The organism is Bifidobacterium callitrichidarum (genome assembly GCF_003129905.1).
In the GTDB taxonomy this organism is placed as follows: domain Bacteria; phylum Actinomycetota; class Actinomycetes; order Actinomycetales; family Bifidobacteriaceae; genus Bifidobacterium; species Bifidobacterium callitrichidarum.
In genome coordinates, this window is record NZ_QFFM01000029.1 from 23,622 (window position 1) to 41,039 (window position 17,418).

The window sequence follows — 17,418 nt, forward strand, 5'->3', positions numbered from 1 at the left end:
CATATCATCACAAGAACCGCACCAGCATAGGATTCGCTGAATATTCGCCGAATGCGGCTATCGGCTTCGGGCCTATCGCCGCGAGCGCCGAATCAGCATGCCAGGCTGGAAGATGATGATGGACCGGCCGTCGCGCGCGATCCAACCGCGGTTCGAGAAGTCCATGAGCGCCTTGTTCACCGTCTCGCGGCTGGAGCCCACCAGCTGGGCCAACTCCTCCTGGGTCAGGTCGTGCGGCACCTTGAGTCCCTGCTCCACCGGCTCGCCGAACCGGGATCCCAGGTTGAGCAGCGTCTTGGCGAGTCGGGCCGGCACATCCATGAACACCAGATCGGAGATGCGTTCATTGTTGGCACGCTGACGGTTGGCCATGACCTGCAGCATGTCGATGGCCACGCGCGGATGCTCGTCCAACCACGCGAACAGGGCGTCATGTTCCAGCCAGACCACGCGCGTGCCATGGCTCATGGCCACGGCGGATGCGGTGCGGGGGCCTCCGTGCGGGTCGAACACGGGAATCTCACCCAGCACCTCGCCGGGCGCATGGATGGACAACAGTTGCACGCGATCGTCCGAGGAAGTGCGGATCAGCTTGACGCGCCCCTGCTCCAGCAGGTACATGCGGTGGTCGGTATCGCCTTCGGAGAAGATGTAGTCGCCCTTGTCATACACCGCGCGCCTCAGGTGCGGCAGCAACTCCTCGGCCTCGGTGGGAGAAACCTGCTTGAACAACGCCGTGTGCAGAAGGATGTTCTCCTCGTCGGCAAAAGCGTTCGGCGTATCCAAGCTCATCGCACCATCCTTGCCTTATCGTGGGCCGTCGTCGGCTGTCCGTCATATTGTAGCGCGTCCGCCCTGTCTACCGAGTCGCCGTATCCATCCGCTCCCCGAACCACGCCAGCAGATGGTCGATGATCGCCTCACGGCTCAGACCAGTCTGGCTTTTCATCGGATCCACGCGCTTGACGGCGGATTTGACCGCCTTGTCGGACAGTTTCTCACGGCTGGTGTTGAGCACCCGTCCCATCGCTTCGGCGTCGATGTCGTACGCCATCGTCACGTGGTGCAGCACCGCGCCCGGCCCCGCGTGCGTGCCGTCCGGGAACCGCCGTTGCGCCGCGCCGCCGATCTTGCCGTACTGCGAGGCGATGTCGTTAAGCCCCGCGAACCCTACATCGAGGCCCAGTCCACGCAGCGATTCGACCAACCACCAGTCGCACAGCCGGTACGATTCCTCGATGCTCACGCCCGCCACGAAATCGAGCGGCGCGTACAGGGAATAGGTGATGGTGTTGCCGGGTTCGATGAACATCGCGCCGCCGCCCGTGCAGCGACGCACTACGTCGAATCTCAGCCGTTCGGCCACGTCCAGGTTGACTTCGTCCGGGGCCGACTGGAATTTGCCGATCACCACGGCGGGCCCGGCCCATTCCCAGATGCGCAGGGTTGACCGGCGCTTGCCTACAGCGACTTCGCGGGCCCAGGTTTCGTCGATCGCCATCTGTTCGGCGGGGCTTCGCGGGGTGTCGTGAAGGACGACGAGGTCCTGCTTCAGGGACTCCCATCGCGATTGATAATCGGCACCGGAAGCGTCCGGGATAACGGAACCGTGCGGTTTGGACAGGACCTGATCGGCCTTCCGCTCCCCCATCGCCCTGCCGTATGCAGTTTCGATTGCGGCGGCATCGGTGCCGATCAGACGGGCTTCGGGGTGGGCATCGATCACGGCCTGCACCGACTCACCCGCCGTCAACGCCTCTTCGATGCCGTGCAGCAGTTCCTGCGATGCCGCATCCGACGGTGATTCCACGAAGAAATCCCCGTCCAGTCGGCAGGATGCCACGGTGCTGTCGGCCGCGAACGTCACGGTCACAGCCGCTAGCTTGCCGCCCGGCGTCTTGCATTCCCCACGTTTGGTCGTCACGAATTCAGCCATAGCCACCCACCATAGTGCAATGGCGTCTTTCTGTCGCAGAACTACCCCTCAGTCCGCTTCGCGGCCAGCTCCCCTGACAAGGGGAGCCAGAGAGAGTGCCGCACATACGACAATGGCCTCCACCGGGAATCCGATGGAGGCCATCACGTCGCATACCGCGCAGCAAGCGCTACGACGTCACATACGGTTCAGGATGTCCTGGCCGACCTGGTCGGTGCTGCGGACCGTGGAGCCGAGCTCCTCAATATCCGCCTCGACGGCCGTGTGGATCTTCTTGGCCGCATCGTCGAAACCGAGATGCTCGAGCAGCATGGCGGCGGAGAGGATGGCAGCGGTCGGGTTGGCCTTGTTCTGTCCGGCGATGTCCGGGGCGGAGCCGTGGATGGGCTCGAACATGGACGGGTACTCGTCGGAGGCGTTGATGCAGCCGGAGGCGGAGTAGCCCACGCCGCCCACCACGGCGCCGGCCTCGTCGGTGATGATGTCGCCGAAGAGGTTGTCCGTGAGGATCACGTCGAAGCGGGACGGGTCGGAGACCAGGAAGATGGTGGTGGCGTCGATGTGCAGGTAGTCATGGGAGACCTCCGGGTACTCCTCCCCCACCTTGTCCACGATGCGCTGCCACATGTCGCCGGCGTTGACCAGCACGTTCTTCTTGTGCACCAGCGTGACGTGCTTGCGGCGCTTCATGGCCAGCTTGAAGGCGTAACGCACCACACGCTCCACGCCGTACGCGGTGTTGATGGACACCTCGGTGGCCACCTCGTTCGGGGTGCCGCGGCGGACGGCGCCGCCCGCACCGCAGTACAGGCCCTCGGTGCCCTCGCGCACCACCACGAAGTCGATGTCGCCGGGGTTGGCCAGCGGCGAGGTGACACCCTTGTACAGCTTGGAGGGGCGCAGGTTCACGTACTGATCGAGGTCGAAGCGGAGCTTCAGAAGCAGGCCGCGTTCCAAGATGCCGGCCTTGATGCGCGGGTCGCCCACGGCGCCGAGGAGAATCGCGTCGTTCTGCTTGATGCGCTCCTCCTCGTCCTCGGGCAGGATCGCACCGTCGCGCAGGTAACGCTCGGCACCCAGGTCGAAGTGCTCGTACTCGAAATCAGCCACGCCTTCAGCGGCCTTCTCAAGGGCCTTCTGTGCCCAGGGCGTGACTTCCTTGCCAATGCCATCGCCGGGGATGACGGCGATCTTGTATGTCTTTGCCATAGCTTCTGGAGCCTAGTCGCGCATCCGCTGGACGGTCACGCCGCGCTCAGTTTATGGACACGCGGCATGACCAGCATCAATCGGCGGAAGGCGCCCAACGGCGTCAGCGGGTCACATGCATGACGTCCAGGCACCAGGCATTCTCGTAGGAGACTTCCTCCCACTGCTTGTACCGTCCGGAAATGCCGCCGTGGCCGGCCTCGACCTCGATCTTGGCCACCGCATCCACGCCGGCCGTCTGCAGCCGGGCCAGCCATTTGAGCGGTTCGACATACAGCACGCGGGTGTCGTTCATCGAGGTGGTGATGAAGATGCGCGGGAAGCCCTTGGCATCCACGGGGGCCTCCGGCGCGTTCTCGTACGGCGTGTACGACTTCATGTACCGGTAGACCTCCGGATCGTGCAACGGGTCGCCCCACTCGTCCCATTCGGTCACCGTCAGCGGCAGGTCCGGGTCGAGGATCGAGGTGAGGGCGTCCACGAACGGCACGTCCGCCTCGATGCCGGCATAGCATTCGGGGGCCATGTTGGCGATCGCGCCCATGAGCAGGCCGCCGGCCGAACCGCCGTTGGCCACCGTGCGGCGCGGGTCGGCCAGGTGCGCGGCCTCCAGGGCGCGCGTGGCGTCCACGAAGTCCTCGAACGAGTGCATCTTGTTGAGCCGCCGGCCCTGCTCGTACCAGGCGCGACCCATTTCGCCGCCGCCGCGGATGTGCGGCACGGCGTACAGCACACCGCGATCGAGCATGCTCAGACGGGAGACCGAGAAACCGGGATCGGAGGAGATCTCGTACGCACCGTAGCCGGTGATGAACATCGGCGAGTCCTGCGCGGGGAAGTCACGGTGCCACACCAGCGAGACGGGAATGCGTTCGCCGTCGCGCGCGGTGATCCACACGCGGCGTTCCATGTAGTTGCGCGGGTCGAAGTCGCCCAGCACGGTGGCGCGCTTGAGCAGTGTGTCACGGCCGGTCACCGGGTCGATCTCGTGCAGTTCGCCGGGGCGCGTGTAGCTGGCGAAGGAGTAGCGCATGCGCGGCGCATCGTACGAGGGGTTGCCACCGATGCCGATGGTGTAGAGGCGGCGGGTTTCGCCGGGCAGATGGTCGTCGCTGGCACCGTCCGAGGAAGAGGTGTGATCGGTCGGATGGGTGTCCTGCGCCCCGCCCACGCCGGATTCGCCGTTCTGCCACAGCGTCTCGCCATGGTCACCGGTCATGTCGGACCGGTCGGCGGCCACCATATCCCAGTCGTCCTCCAGCGGCGGCGGCAGGAGCTCACGGAACCGCCAAGGGCGGCCGGCCAGGAAGTCTTCGGCGGCGTCGGCCTTGGTCATGTACGCCACGTGCGGCTGGCCATCGGACCGGTAGCTCAGGGAGACGAAGTTGCGGTGCAGACCGATGCCTTCGATGCCCAGACCGTGCGCGCCCTGCAGGATCGCAGGGTTGACGGGGTTGAAATATGCCTCGGTGATGGGTCGGTCAGGCTCACCGTGCTCGCAGCCGTACGGCGAGCCGGCGGCCACGCACACGCCTTCGCCCAGACGGTACGGCGGCTCGTGGTCGCGCATGTCGATCACATCGATTTCGAAGTTCGGGTTGGCGGCGTTGTGGTAGACCACGGCCAGCGGGATGTCCTCGCCGTTCTTTCCGGCACCTTCGAAGCACGCGAAGCTCACGTCGTATTCGATGTCCGTCTGGCGCGGGATGAACGCCTGGAACTCGCCTTCGGGCGTAGCCACCGGCAGCATGAGCACCTCGGTGGTGGTCTTGGAGCCGGTGCCGATCACAATGCTGCGTTCGTCGAAGCTGATGCCGACGCCCACCCAGAAGCGTTCATCCTCCTCGCGGTACACGCACACGTCCGAGTCCACGGGTGTGCCCACCTTGTGCCGCCAGATGGCGAAGGGACGCCAGGAATCGTCCACTTCCACCCAGAAGACCCATTTGCCGTCTGGGGTGAAGGATGCCCCGCCGATGCCTTTGAACACCTCCGGCAGCTCGACCGGCTTGCCGTCGGCCGTGTCATGCTCAAGGTCACGGATGCGGAAATCGTAGCGTTCGTCGCCGGCGACGTCTACGCCGTAGAGCAGCCAGCGGCCGTCATGGCTCAGATCCATGCCGCCGAGACGGAAGAAGTCGTGTCCTTCGGCCTCCACGTTCGCATCGAACACAATCTGCTCGCCGGGCATGGAGCCGGGCGCGCCCATCGGGTCCACGGCCGGCGGGTCCCAGTCGTCCGTACCGCGCACGGGCATGCGGCACTGCACGCCGTACTGCTTGCCCTGCTGGGTGCGGGTGAAGTACCAGTAGTCGTTGACGCGCGTGGGCACCGACATGTCGGTCTCCTCCACGTGCGCCTTGAGCTCCTCGAACAGGGTGCGGCGGAATCCGGCCAGATGGGCCATGCGCTCGTCGCAGTAACGGTTCTGCGCGGCCACGTAGTCCTGGACTTCGGGCGATTCCTTGTCCCGCATCCATTCGTAATCGTCTTCGAATACGTCCCCGTGGAATTCGCGACGCTTGGGTTCGCGCTTGGCCACTGGCGGCATCGCGGCCGCCCCGTTCTTGCTCTGGTCAGTCATGAACGCGATTATAGGCATGAGCCATGGCATCGCCCCGCTGAACGCCGGCCGAGCGTCAGTCCAGCGTATCCAGATGAGCTTTCAGATACGGCAGCATGGTCTTGAGCAGGTTCGATCCGGTGGTGCCGGTGAACACGGGTACGTCCGTGACCGGGATTGGCTGGGTGGCGGTCACGCCGGCCACCGAGGCGATGCCGGTGGATTCCTTCGGGCTCAGCTGTCTGATGGCGATGGCCAGCACGCGACCGGGGTATCGCCGGGCGATGGTGGCGTAGGTGGTCGGGTCCTTTTGGCCGTCGTCGCCCACGAGAATGAACTTCATGTCCGGGAAGTCGGCCATGAGCTGTTCGGCGAACTCCAGTTTGTGCTGCGGGCCGGTGGGCACGAAGGTTTTGGGACGCGGGTCGAGGTCGCGCAGCAGCAGTGGGCCTTCGGGGAAGCCGTGATCGGTGATGAAGTTGCGGATGGAGCTCTCCACGTTCCACGGCGAGGTGGACAGGTAGAAGAACGGGGCGCCCGGGAACAGGTCGGCGATGCGGGCGAACAGCACGCTCATGCCGGGCACGGAGGCCTTCTTCTTGGGGTCGAGCAGCAGCAGGTTGTAGGCGGCCTTCCAGAACACCGGCGCCTGGGTGATCATGATGGTGTCGTCCACGTCCGAGATGATGCCCACCTTGGCGCTGGCCGGGATGGTGTAGAGGTTCGCCGCCACGGGTTTGCGGTTCTCCACGCTGTAGTAGACGCTGTGAATGCCCGGTTCCAACCGGCGGGCGGCCACCAGGTCGAGGTAGCCGGCGGAATCGGAGACGGCGTATTCCACCCCATGGGCCCGTGCGGAATCCACGCGGTCGTAGACTTCGGACACGCCGACCTGAACGGTGTTGAGCGGCACGCCATCGATGCTGGCCTGCACGTGCGTGTGCGGCGCGGCCACGGCGAGCATGCCGCGGATGCCGCGAATCAGTACGCCGGACTGCGCGTGCTCCGGCGAGTACACCGTACGGCAGATGAGCCGGGAGTAGTCGCCGGTGCCGTACCCCACATACGGTTCGACGCGCGGATACCATCCGAGACGGCGGACCACGGTGGTGGAGATGCGCGACCAGATGCCGAACGCGCCGGTCACCGTGCGGCGCATCAGACGGGTGGCGAAGGGCTTGACTTCGATGCGTTCGCGCTTGGAGGCGGCATCAAAGGTGGTGATGGCCTTGCGCGCGGGGATGGGTACGGTGGGCATGTCATCGCCGGAGGACGGGCTCGGGACCGCCTGTTTGGCGCTGTCCGCATGGAACGAAGCGGGCGCGGCGGCGCTTGCGGATCCGGCGGTCTGCATGTCTGCAGACACCAGATCCGGCGTGCTTCCACCAGCGGGATCGAGGTCCGATCCTGCATGATAATGCCGTGCCAAGCGCCTTTCGGCCGCTTCAAAATCCTCGCGTGGGCTTCTCATGGTCTCCCATACTAGGCCATGGTGGTTATGAGTGGGCTAAGTTCCACCCTGAAAACTCGGCTCCCTCCTAAGGGGAGCACTTAGGTGGCCCACCCCTCCCAGCCGGCCTACTTGACGACCTTGGCGTATTCCTCGGCGGAGAGCAGGTCGGGCTCGTCATCGTCGAGCTCGACCTTCAGGATCCAGCCTTCGCCGTACGGATCGCCGTTGACCACGGACGGATCGTCCGCCACGTCATGGTTCACGTACTTCACCGTGCCGGCCACGGGGCTGATGAGCGGCTGGACGGCCTTGGAGGACTCCAGCTCCACCACTTCGTCGCCGGCCTCCACGCGGGAGCCGGGCTCGGGCATGTCCACGAACACGAGCTCGCCGAGCTGGTCGGCCGCGTATTCGGTGATGCCGATGATCGCGGGGTCGACCGAACGGTCCACCCACACGTGTTCCTCGGAGTATTCGAGGTGGTCGGGGATGTCGAGGTTCAATGGCTGTTCGTTGTCATTTTCGTTCATGCACACCAGCCTAACCCAAATCGGTCGGTGCGGCCAGACGTCAAGGCCGCGGCCTACCTCACAGCTCGCGACCGAGCCACTCCTCGATCATGTAGCGTGCGATGGTGGCCTTGCCGGGGGCCACCATGCGTCCGGAGATGAGTTCGGCGGTGTATTCGTCGCGCGTGACCCAGCGGGCGGTCATGGTTTCCGCACCATCCACATGCACGTCCGTGGTGATCGCATGCGCCTTGAACGCCATCATGAGCGATGCGGGGAACGGCCACGGCTGCGAACCGAGGTAACGCACCTCGCCGAGCTTGATGCCAGTCTCTTCCATGGCCTCGCGGCGGCAGGCGTGCTCGAGGTTCTCCCCCGCCTCCACGAATCCGGCGGACACGGAATACAGTTTGGGATCCTTCCAGGCCGCGTTGTGCTGCAGCAGCAGGCGATCCTGGCCGTCCACGATGGCGGTGATGACCGCCGGCTCCACGCGCGGGAACAGGATGCGATGCCCGTCCGCCTCATTGGTGCAGCGTTGCGCCCAGCCGGCGAGCGCGGCCTTCACCGGCGCGCCGCAGGTGGGGCAGAACCGCTGGCGGGAATGCCAGATGCTCAGGGTGATGGCGCTGGTGGCCTGTCCGGCCTCGCGCGCGTTGGCGTGGGGCGCGAATCCGCGCAGGTCCACCCAGTCGAATCGGCCCACGGCCTGCTGGAGCAACGTGGGCTTGGGAGCCTCGTGCCCGGCGGAGGGGTCGATGGTGTCGTCGAAGGCATCGTCCGCGCCCTGGCCGGCGGAATCGGAGACGCCGAGCGGGCTGGCGATGTGCTGTCCGGCCGTATGGGATGCGGTCGTGCGACTTGCGGAGGACGGCAGGTTGGACTGGCCCATCGCGCCGTCCACCGTGCCGGAGTCCTGGACGCCCAGCACGCCGGGCACTCCGCTGCCGCAGGAGGCCGGATCCATGCCGTTGCCGTTATTGCCGCCGTTGCCGTGACGGGGGCCGCTGATTTCGGATGACGCGCCCGTTTCTGGAACGCGCGTGATGTCCACCGCGACGACGGATGCGCCGCGTGCGCCGCCATAGGAGCCCAGGAACATGGCCACCGCTTCCGGGTAACGCCTCAGCTCGGAGGCAACGTATCCGCCCGGCAGCGTGGCGAGCCGCATTTTGACGGATTCGTAATCCACCAGGTCGCCTTGTCCGCGCGGTACCGCGATACGGCCGCCGCGGGTGAGCACCACTTTGGTGTTCGGGTCAGTCAGCAGGTTCTCGATGAGATCCGGTTCGTCACGCCGATCCACCTGATAATCGATGTCGCCCTGTGCCAACGGCAGGAACGGCAGCGCGCGCGTCAGCGCCAATGGTGAGAAATGAATATCGGCGGTCATGCCAAACTCCTTTTGATTCAAGCTCTGTTTTTGGCTCCCCTCTCTGAGGGGAGCTGTCACCGCAGGTGACCGAGGGGAGTCCACGGATGCACGGCCACTCCCCTCAGCCGGCTTCGCCGCCAGCTCCCCTCAGAGAGGGAAGCCAGCCAACGCCCAAGGCTCTGGCAACCGTCGGGGCCGCCAGCTCCCCTCGGAGAGGGACGTCAGAGTGCCAAATCCCTCAGCGCTCCTGCACGCGCTTGACGAGCGAGAGCAGCGCGCGGGCCACGGTGTCGGGGTGTTCCACGGCGCTGAAGTGGCCGCAGTCGGGAATGGCCACGAATTCCGCACCAGGGATTTTCTCGGCGAGCGGCTTCATCACGCTCGGGTTGCTGGTGGGGTCGTTCTCGCCAGAGACCACCACGGTGGGCACCGTAATGGTGGCCGGCACCTCCCCCATTTCGGGGCGTCCGTAGGTCATGCGCTGACGCCAGGCCAAGCCGGCAGGACTCTGTTCGCTGATCCACTCGGTCATCGTTTGAATGAATTCCGGCGAGCGCTTCACCGTGGAATCCCCTTCGGCGGGATACGCGAAGTGCATCACCGGTTCCACGGAATCGGTCTCCTCGGCGGCGTTGGCCATGGTCAGGCGCCCCTCACCGCCTGTGCCATCGGACGCGGCCATCGTGTCGCACAGGGCCAGACCGGCCACGGCTTCGGGGTGCAGGCGCTGGATGTCCATCGCCACGTAGCCGCCCATCGAAAGGCCCACCCAGATGGCCTTGCCGTATCTCGCGGCCTTCACCAGATCCACGTAGGCCTCAGCCAAACGGTCCAGCGCCTCGCTGTATGCGCCATTGGCCATGCGCGGGCCGGAGTCGGCCTCGCTCGGCACCGGGGACTGACCGGAACCGGCCATATCCGGCGCCCAGATGGGGAACGGCGGCACGTCGTCCAGATCGGCGAAGTCGGCGAGCGCCTTCGCGCACACGTCCCACATGCGATGGTCCACCGGGTAGGCGTTCATCAGCACCACCGGCACACCCTCGCCGTCGCGAATCACATGATTGGCCAATTCGATTGTCATTATCGCTCCTTTTGCACCTATACTCCAGCCCAGGCCAGCGCCTGGCGCACGATGCGCCCGTGGCCGTTGACCATCTGGGCGATGAACGTGTCCATCATGTCGCTCTTGGGCGCCACCCACTCCACGTCCAGAGTCTCGTCCTGCGGCTTGCAGTCGCCGGCGATCGGCACCACATAGCACAGCGCGATGGCGTGCTGGCGCGGATCGTAGTACTCGCTCAGGCCCGGCGTGGGGAAGAATTCGGCCACGGTGAACGGCTGAAGCGAGGCGGGCAGCATCGGCAGGGCGATGTCGCCCAGGTCCTTGGCCACGTTACGGGCGATGGCCTCACGCAGCGTCTCGTGGAAGAGCACACGGCCCGTGATCAGCGTACGTTCGATGGAACCGTCATCGGAGACGCGCAGCAGAGAACCGACCTGTGCGATGCGGCCCAGATCATCCGTGCGCACCGGCACGATCTCCACGTAGGCGATGGGCATCTGGTGACGGGCCCTGTTGATGTCCGCCGGGCCGAGCCATCCCGGCGGGTTGCCGTGGCCCGAGCCGCCTCCATGGATGAAGTCCTCGGGCGTGATGTTGTCGAATTCGCCGCGGTTGCGACCGGCGTCGTAGTCGCCCTCGTCGGGCACTTCATCATTCATGACTGGCATGCCTCCCATTATCGCGCGAAAGTCGCACGTGCGGTGGAAGCATCCCGAATATTCCCCGCATCGCGGAAGGCATGGCTCGGGCACACGCCACGGCCTGTTCGTCTCGGGGCAAAAATGTTGGGTGGTACTGGAAAGCTGGTACGCAGCACAACGGAAGTTCCCATTCATCCCACGCCCCGCGCGTGCCCGCTATATAAGAGGAGAGAAGCATCATGGCAACCAAGGCCATCACCTCAGCCGATTTCGAGAAGACCGTGACCGACAACGAGATCGTGTTCGTTGACTTCTGGGCCACGTGGTGCGGTCCGTGCCGCGCGTTCGGTCCGATCTTCGAGGCCGCATCCGACAAGCCGGAGAACGCGGACATCGCTTTCGTCAAGGTGGACATCGACGCCAATCAGGATTTAGCCCAGGCCGCCGGCATCCAGGCCGTGCCCACGCTGATGATCGCCAAGCAGGGCGAAGTCATCTTCCAGCAGGCCGGCGCGCTGCAGGCCGCCGATCTGGACGATCTGATCGCCCAGGCCAAGGCCCTCGACCTCGCGGCCGCCAAGGCCCAGGCCGCCGCCCAGCAGAACTGAGCCGGTCCCGTTCAGCCCCGACCTCGAACCGGAAGCGCCGGGTGAACGATTCAGTTTTCCAGCCGCCACCATATGTGGCGGTTTTTGTTTTTTGCAGACACTACATCTAGGACGCATTCGCCATCGTCGCTTGCCGTTCATCCACTCACCCGCCTATCATGGAAGGCAGTGTGTGAAATCCAACCGGAGTAATCCGACCAAGGAGCGCAATGTCGAAGCACGTCAGGCATACCCCCCTGCTGAAATCCCTGAGCAAGCGCCAGTGGGCCAAGGTCGCGGCGGTGATCGCGGCAGTGGGATTCATCGGGGCGGCGGGTGTGGTCTCCCGTAACTTCTATCAGAACGATGCACCGAAGTCGTTCTCCGACGTCACCGCATTCTCGGCCACCGATTCCGCGGCCTCCCGTTCCGCGGCCCGCGGCGCCATCGACAGCGCGGACAAGAACACCACGTTCGTCACCGTCAAGATCAACGGCGACTCACGCACGGTGCTCGGCGAGAAGCAGGACATGACCACCGTCAAGGATGTGTTGGAGACCGGCAACATCACTTTGGAGCCGGATGATGCGGTGAACCCGTCGCTCAAGACCAAGGTGACCGAGGCCACGGTCATCACCATCGACCGCGCCGGCGCGGACGTGGAGACCAACGAGACCGCCATCGCCTTCAACGAGGTGCGCAAGGAGACCTCCAGCCTGCCCAAGGGCCAGGAGAAGGTGGAGACCGAGGGCGAAAACGGCATCATGGAGACCACGTCGCTGGTCACGCGCGCGGGCGGCAAGATCGTCTCCTCCAACGTGTTCGCATCCTGGGTCAAGAAGGCCCCCGTGGATAAGGTGATTCTGGTGGGCACCGGCTCCTCCTCCACCACCGTGGCGGCCAACGATCTGGGCACCACCACGCCGGCCGGTGAGATCCAGTCCTGGGCGCATGACTATCTGCTGGCCAACGGGTACACCGAAGAGGACTTCACCGCGGCGAACTACATCATCAGCCATGAATCCGGCTGGAGCCCCACCGCCACGAACCCAAGTTCCGGCGCGTACGGTCTGGCCCAGGCCTATCCGGGCAGCAAGATGGCCTCCGCCGGCGCCGACTGGCAGACCAACTACCAGACCCAGTTCAAGTGGTTCATCGACTACTGCAACCAGCGTTACGGCGGCATCACCGCGGCCTACAACCACTGGATCACGTACAACAACTACTGATCGGCCGTCGTTCCTGCTGATTTCCCCACCGGTTGGAATGCCCGATGGAAGCCCCGCCACGTTGCTGTGCGGGGCTTTTTTGTTGGCATTTCCACCGCGGCGTGTCGCTATGTGGATACAGGACAGCCGCCTTCGCGCTTACCGGACGGTAGCCAGAATCCCAGTGATTTCTAGGGTTTCCAAGGGGTGTGCCAACGTGCAGCACGGGCCCGGCTGGGCATATGCCACTTCACACCCCCTTCGGTTGCCCCAAACGGCCGAAATTCGTCGGACGGGGGCATGTACACTAGGGGGCGTTTGCACGGGGATTCCCCTCAGCGCGGCATAGCCCAACACAATCGAACACAGGAACAGGCCGGATGCTTACGGCGCTTGCACGGCAGGCGCGCCTTCACGGCCCGCGGATTCCGATATTTCGCCAATAGCTCCTTTCCACAGGCGGCATTGTGCGTTGCGTGCACCGCATCGGGGACCATATAAGGAGAAAAGCATGACCAAGAAGATTCTGGCCGTTCTGGCCACCATCGCGGCGGTGCTCGGCCTGAGCTTCGCCACCAACACCGCATTCGCCGTGGACGGCGATGGTTACGGCGCATCCGTGACCGTGAGCGGCAACACCGCCACCGTGTCCTTCCCGGCCGGCGCGTTCCAGCCGAACGAGCAGGTGACCGTGACCTGGGACGACGCCATAATCGCCGATGTGCAGCAAATCGGCCAGAAGACGTTCACCGCCGCCGCCGACGGTTCCCTGAACCTGCGTTACATCTTCAAGGACGGCCAGGCCGGCCAGACCATCACCGTGACCGCCGTGGGCGCCCAGACCGGTTCCCGCACCGCCGAGATCACCGTGCCGGCCACCGGTGCCGGCGACCAGTCCGGCAACGGCACGGGCTCCGGTGCCACCGGTTCACTGAACGGCTCCGGCACCACCGCCAACACGGGCGCCTCCGTGGCCCCGTACGGCGTGGCCGCCCTGATGCTGGCCGCCGCCGGCATCGCCCTGTTCGCCGTTCGCAAGAGCTCCAACCAGCACTGAGCGCACGCCATGCGCCTACCCTCTTGGCTCCCCTTGTCAGGGGAGCTGTCACCGAAGGTGACTGAGGGGTAGTTTCAAATGGTAAATAATTCAACCGGGAATCACTTCCGATTCCCGGTTTTTTCATGCCTTGCAAAACCACTGCCCCTTCCTCTTGGCTCCCCTTGTCAGGGGAGCTGTCGGCGCAGCCGACTGAGGGGTAGTTCCTAGATTAAGAAGAAGCCAGAAAACGATAATTCTCCACTCTCGTATAATTAGCCGAAATCTCCGCCACAGTATTGTGCGATAGAAAGGAACGTATGCAGCTGCTTTTCGTATGTACCGGCAATCAGTGCCGCTCGGTGATGGCCGAATATTATTGTCGATTCCGTCTGACCCAATTCGGTAACGACGCCGAAAATACCACCGATGCCGTCACCGTTTCCAGCGCCGGCACGCTGCAATATCCACCGCACGCCGCCGACCCATTGGCCATCGATATGCTTGCGTCCGACGGCATTGACGCCACCGCGCACCGTTCCGCACCAATCAGTGCGGAAATCACTCGCACCGCCAATCTCATCCTGTGCTTTGAACGCGCGCAAATCGCTGAATTGTTGGGCCAGAACCCGGCCGCCGTGCGCAAGACATTTCTCTTCGACGACTTCGTCAATGCGTGCGCCTATCTAGGCAATCAAGGCCCGATTCCCGGAGACTCCATTGAAGCCAAATTGCGCGAAGTGGCGGACTCCATGTCCATGATCCGCCCGTTCCTGCCCGTCGCACACGAAACCGTGGATCCCCACCGCCAATCTCGCGAGGTATTCGAGCAGGTATACGCCGAAATCAAACACGGCATCGACACCATATTCCACACAATCGGCGAGTAAAACAGTCTTATAAGCCCGCCCTTGGTTCTCTTGTTAGGAGAGCTGTCACCAAAGGTGACCGAGGGAGCAGTCCATAAAAGATACCGTAAATAAGTTTCTGTTAAATCAAAATCGACATAGCCCTTATTTTTGGCTCCCCTTGTCAGGGGAGCTGTCGGCGAAGCTGACTGAGGGGTAGTCAGACATGGATCCATGTCAATCTTGGTTTAACATAGTTTTATATAAAGCATATGAAAGCCCATTTATTTGTCATATTTCCCGCACACCCATACAATCAATAACGAATGCAAATAACTTCGACAAATAAGGAGCAAATTATGGCTTCTCTGCTGCAGGGATTTGAAGAGGTCCAGCTGGTCAAGCCGGTGGGCAAGACGGTGATGACGGTCACCGATTCCGCCATCCGCTTCAACAAGGCGACCGTGGAGGTGCTCGGCTCCCCCGCATACGTCAAGGTGCTCATCAACGAGAAGACCAAGCAAATCGCCGTGACTCCGGCCACCGAAAAGGCCGATAACGCCGTTAAGTTCGCCAAGGCGGGTGCCGCTTCCGTGAGCGTGAAGGAGCCGGTGCTGGTCGAGGCCGTGAAGGCGTATCTGCCCGTGGGTGAAGCCCCGGAGGGCGAGGTGGCCTACCAGTCCGTGAACGGTGCCGCCTACCCGGAGAGCAAGACCGTGATCTTCGACGTCGCCAACGCCACCGCCGGCACCATGAAGCGCCGCGGCCGCAAGAAGGCCGCCTGATCCGCACGGCAAACATTCCGACCAACGGCTAGGGGTGCCATTGCATGACAACATGACAATGGCACCCCTAGCCTTACCCGCAATCAGATCGTCATCCTATTTGCTCAGCAGCAAACCAGTCCAGAGTCCTCACACTCTGCGCCACAATACCCTCACGAATTCGTCCGATAAGTAGCATCTTATTTTGTTGACTTTCCACCGTGCAATGTGGCAGCATACCGGACCAGGCCAACGCATCTTTTGCGGCTTCATCAAACGCAGGAAGAATCCGCAACGAAATATCCAGCAGCATGGGTGCAATGACGCTCCAACTATCGTTACCGCACTGTTCTGCCAATTTCCGCCAATTTCTTAGCTCAATACGCTCCCAATTGTATTCTCCACCGATACTCATTGCGAGTTTCCGATCTTTACGCTGTGTATCGTAGGCAAACAGCGAAGCAATATCATATAAAGGCGCAAGTCTCGGTACTTTCCCTGGAATCTCAAGAATCGCGTAATTCTTTGCATGAGCATCGGAGCCGGCAATCAGATAGTTGAAAATCAAGGCTGCGAAAAACGCCTTCACATCTTCCTCGAGAAACCCATGAGCACGCATAAAGCGCACAATATCCTGAGGGCTTGGCCCACCATCAGATTGGTATTTCTGATTGGTCATCACTCCCATTGCCTGGCAGAAATCCTCCTGATGGATTCTGGTCACTGTAGCCGGCATGGTGGAATCATCTATGCGTCTATCCCAGCGAGCGCTTACTATAGCCGGCACATTGCCGAATACCCGATAATCGGATCGAGCAACCGATAGTCCAATTTTCCGGGCCGTCGTCAAGCATAGGTATTCATTAAATGCCTGTTCCCGCAGACCACGTATGCCCGGTTTGATGATATGCGTCGTAGCTGCTGCGCCTTCAGCTTCGTACCATTGATTATTGGTATACCGTAACGCCAATTTGTCCTGCGCACCATTCAACGACCAATGCTCGCCATTGTTCTGCCAAGATGCCTGTGCCGCACCGGTAACAGATTCAAGCCTCTGGCCGATTTGTTCTTCATTAATCGGAGTCAGGACTTCTACCATTTTCCCCGTCTCAGTGCCAGGTGCCACAAATTGCACGGCGCCGCCACAATCAAGTCCAATCGCGGTCAGGAGAGCGAATGGATTACGCGCGTTCACCGAATACAGGCGTGCAATTCTCTGACGCACGGAAGAATCATCGGGGAGAATGCCATCGATGTATGCTTCTACGGCGTTGCCCCGCCATGGTTCGACTCGTCTCGGCATAGCAAGGGACAATTGCGCAACATCAGAACTGCTCAGGTCATAGGTAAACGTGTGCCTCCCTGAGGCTTCTTCACGTAACACACCGACTTTACGCCCCTCAAGCAGAACAATCAGTTCCTTGATTGCCGACATCTTTGCCGCCTTCCTATCTCGCACGCCAAGAACGACCGTCACGCCCAATCTTCAGCCATCTCGCTAGGATGCGCTCAGACCCTTAAGATAATCTTCCGTAGATACACTCATTGACTTCCGAAACTCACGGAGTTTCGACTGCAATTCCTCACCATAATCATGGCCTTGCTGATTAAAGGCAGCCGTAATCGGCATCACTTCGGCCACTGGCGTCTTTGCATCTGTTTCGACTTGCGTATCAGTGCGAGGTAGAACGGCCGCCGGATGCGATTCTTCCGTATTCGTTTCTTCGGTACAATCGGGGGCATCGTATCCCAACGTCACTGCCACTCCAAGCACCTGACACATCGACAGCACTCGCGCGAAGCTGGCATTGATGATTTTCCCTTGTTCAAATTGGCTGACCCAAGGACGTGTCAGGCCGGCCCGTTCGGCAAGTTCCGCCTGCGTCATTTTCTGTACGATCCGGGCGTCTCGCATTGTCACGGCCAATTGCGACATGGACACCACACTACTCATTACACGCATGTCTGCCCCTTTGTCTGGCACATTCAACACAACCTCAATTGTTAGATTATTCTAACATAAATCAGCAAGATAATGTTATGAATATCAAACAGATATCACAATGTTCTATAACTCGAACATACCAGAGGGCCATAGGCAACCTGCTAACGAAAAAGCCCCGGAGCAATCCGGGGCTTTTCTATGAGCTCCTGCGACTGGGCTTGAACCAGTGACCGTCCGATTAACAGTCGGATGCTCTGCCAACTGAGCTACGCAGGAAT

At 62.3% G+C, this 17,418-nt stretch carries 16 protein-coding genes and 1 tRNA gene; 5 read left to right on the plus strand and 12 right to left on the minus strand.

Annotated features, from left to right (window positions below; genetic code table 11):
* Positions 1-72 precede the first annotated feature (72 nt).
* The 9 genes from DF196_RS11230 to DF196_RS11270 all read right to left on the minus strand — a co-directional run bounded on the left by DF196_RS11230 (position 73) and on the right by DF196_RS11270 (position 10,779).
* The gene (locus DF196_RS11230; protein WP_109057892.1) at positions 73-792 is read right to left on the minus strand and encodes a Crp/Fnr family transcriptional regulator; all 720 of its coding nucleotides are present in this window, start codon (positions 790-792) and stop codon (positions 73-75) included.
* Positions 793-859: 67 nt separating this feature from the next.
* Positions 860-1,924: a lipoate--protein ligase family protein gene (locus DF196_RS11235; RefSeq protein ID WP_109057910.1), complete on the minus strand. Its 1,065-nt coding sequence runs from the start codon at positions 1,922-1,924 to the stop codon at positions 860-862.
* A 189-nt stretch (positions 1,925-2,113) separates the two neighbouring features.
* Positions 2,114-3,145: a 3-isopropylmalate dehydrogenase gene (locus tag DF196_RS11240; protein ID WP_109057893.1), complete on the minus strand. Its 1,032-nt coding sequence runs from the start codon at positions 3,143-3,145 to the stop codon at positions 2,114-2,116.
* Positions 3,146-3,248: 103 nt separating this feature from the next.
* Entirely contained in the window at positions 3,249-5,729 is a 2,481-nt protein-coding gene (locus tag DF196_RS11245) for a S9 family peptidase (protein WP_109057894.1), read from the minus strand.
* Between the two features lie 55 nt (positions 5,730-5,784).
* On the minus strand, positions 5,785-6,966 hold the full coding sequence (locus DF196_RS11250; RefSeq protein ID WP_170115063.1) for an App1 family protein: 1,182 nt from the start codon (positions 6,964-6,966) through the stop codon (positions 5,785-5,787).
* A gap of 320 nt (positions 6,967-7,286) precedes the next feature.
* The gene (gene gcvH, locus DF196_RS11255) at positions 7,287-7,691 is read right to left on the minus strand and encodes a glycine cleavage system protein GcvH (RefSeq protein WP_170115062.1); all 405 of its coding nucleotides are present in this window, start codon (positions 7,689-7,691) and stop codon (positions 7,287-7,289) included.
* 58 nt (positions 7,692-7,749) lie between these two features.
* Positions 7,750-8,841: an NAD(+) diphosphatase gene (nudC, locus tag DF196_RS11260; protein ID WP_421728488.1), complete on the minus strand. Its 1,092-nt coding sequence runs from the start codon at positions 8,839-8,841 to the stop codon at positions 7,750-7,752.
* A gap of 442 nt (positions 8,842-9,283) precedes the next feature.
* Positions 9,284-10,129 (minus strand): alpha/beta fold hydrolase, encoded by an 846-nt coding sequence (locus DF196_RS11265; RefSeq protein WP_109057898.1) that lies wholly within the window; start codon positions 10,127-10,129, stop codon positions 9,284-9,286.
* Positions 10,130-10,146: 17 nt separating this feature from the next.
* Complete coding sequence (locus DF196_RS11270) at positions 10,147-10,779, minus strand: NUDIX hydrolase family protein (RefSeq protein ID WP_109057899.1); 633 nt, start codon at positions 10,777-10,779, stop codon at positions 10,147-10,149.
* A gap of 212 nt (positions 10,780-10,991) precedes the next feature.
* Between DF196_RS11270 and trxA the strand changes: the two genes are divergently transcribed.
* The 5 genes from trxA to DF196_RS11295 all read left to right on the plus strand — a co-directional run bounded on the left by trxA (position 10,992) and on the right by DF196_RS11295 (position 15,216).
* Positions 10,992-11,360, plus strand: a complete 369-nt coding sequence (trxA, locus tag DF196_RS11275) for a thioredoxin (RefSeq protein WP_109057900.1) — start codon at positions 10,992-10,994, stop codon at positions 11,358-11,360.
* Positions 11,361-11,569: 209 nt separating this feature from the next.
* Positions 11,570-12,568 (plus strand): aggregation-promoting factor C-terminal-like domain-containing protein, encoded by a 999-nt coding sequence (locus tag DF196_RS11280; RefSeq protein ID WP_109057901.1) that lies wholly within the window; start codon positions 11,570-11,572, stop codon positions 12,566-12,568.
* A gap of 490 nt (positions 12,569-13,058) precedes the next feature.
* On the plus strand, positions 13,059-13,604 hold the full coding sequence (locus tag DF196_RS11285) for a hypothetical protein (protein ID WP_109057902.1): 546 nt from the start codon (positions 13,059-13,061) through the stop codon (positions 13,602-13,604).
* Between the two features lie 299 nt (positions 13,605-13,903).
* Positions 13,904-14,473 carry an arsenate reductase/protein-tyrosine-phosphatase family protein gene (locus tag DF196_RS11290; RefSeq protein WP_109057903.1) on the plus strand — a complete coding sequence of 190 codons (570 nt, stop codon included), beginning with the start codon at positions 13,904-13,906 and terminating at the stop codon, positions 14,471-14,473.
* 317 nt (positions 14,474-14,790) lie between these two features.
* Complete coding sequence (locus DF196_RS11295) at positions 14,791-15,216, plus strand: hypothetical protein (RefSeq protein WP_109057904.1); 426 nt, start codon at positions 14,791-14,793, stop codon at positions 15,214-15,216.
* Between the two features lie 91 nt (positions 15,217-15,307).
* Here the strand turns inward: DF196_RS11295 and DF196_RS11300 are convergent, their stop codons facing one another.
* From DF196_RS11300 to DF196_RS11310, 3 genes are all read right to left on the minus strand, one after another.
* Complete coding sequence (locus DF196_RS11300) at positions 15,308-16,630, minus strand: type II toxin-antitoxin system HipA family toxin (protein ID WP_109057905.1); 1,323 nt, start codon at positions 16,628-16,630, stop codon at positions 15,308-15,310.
* A 63-nt stretch (positions 16,631-16,693) separates the two neighbouring features.
* Entirely contained in the window at positions 16,694-17,158 is a 465-nt protein-coding gene (locus DF196_RS11305; RefSeq protein ID WP_109057906.1) for a helix-turn-helix domain-containing protein, read from the minus strand.
* A 185-nt stretch (positions 17,159-17,343) separates the two neighbouring features.
* Positions 17,344-17,416, minus strand: a tRNA-Asn gene (locus DF196_RS11310).
* Positions 17,417-17,418 lie beyond the last annotated feature (2 nt).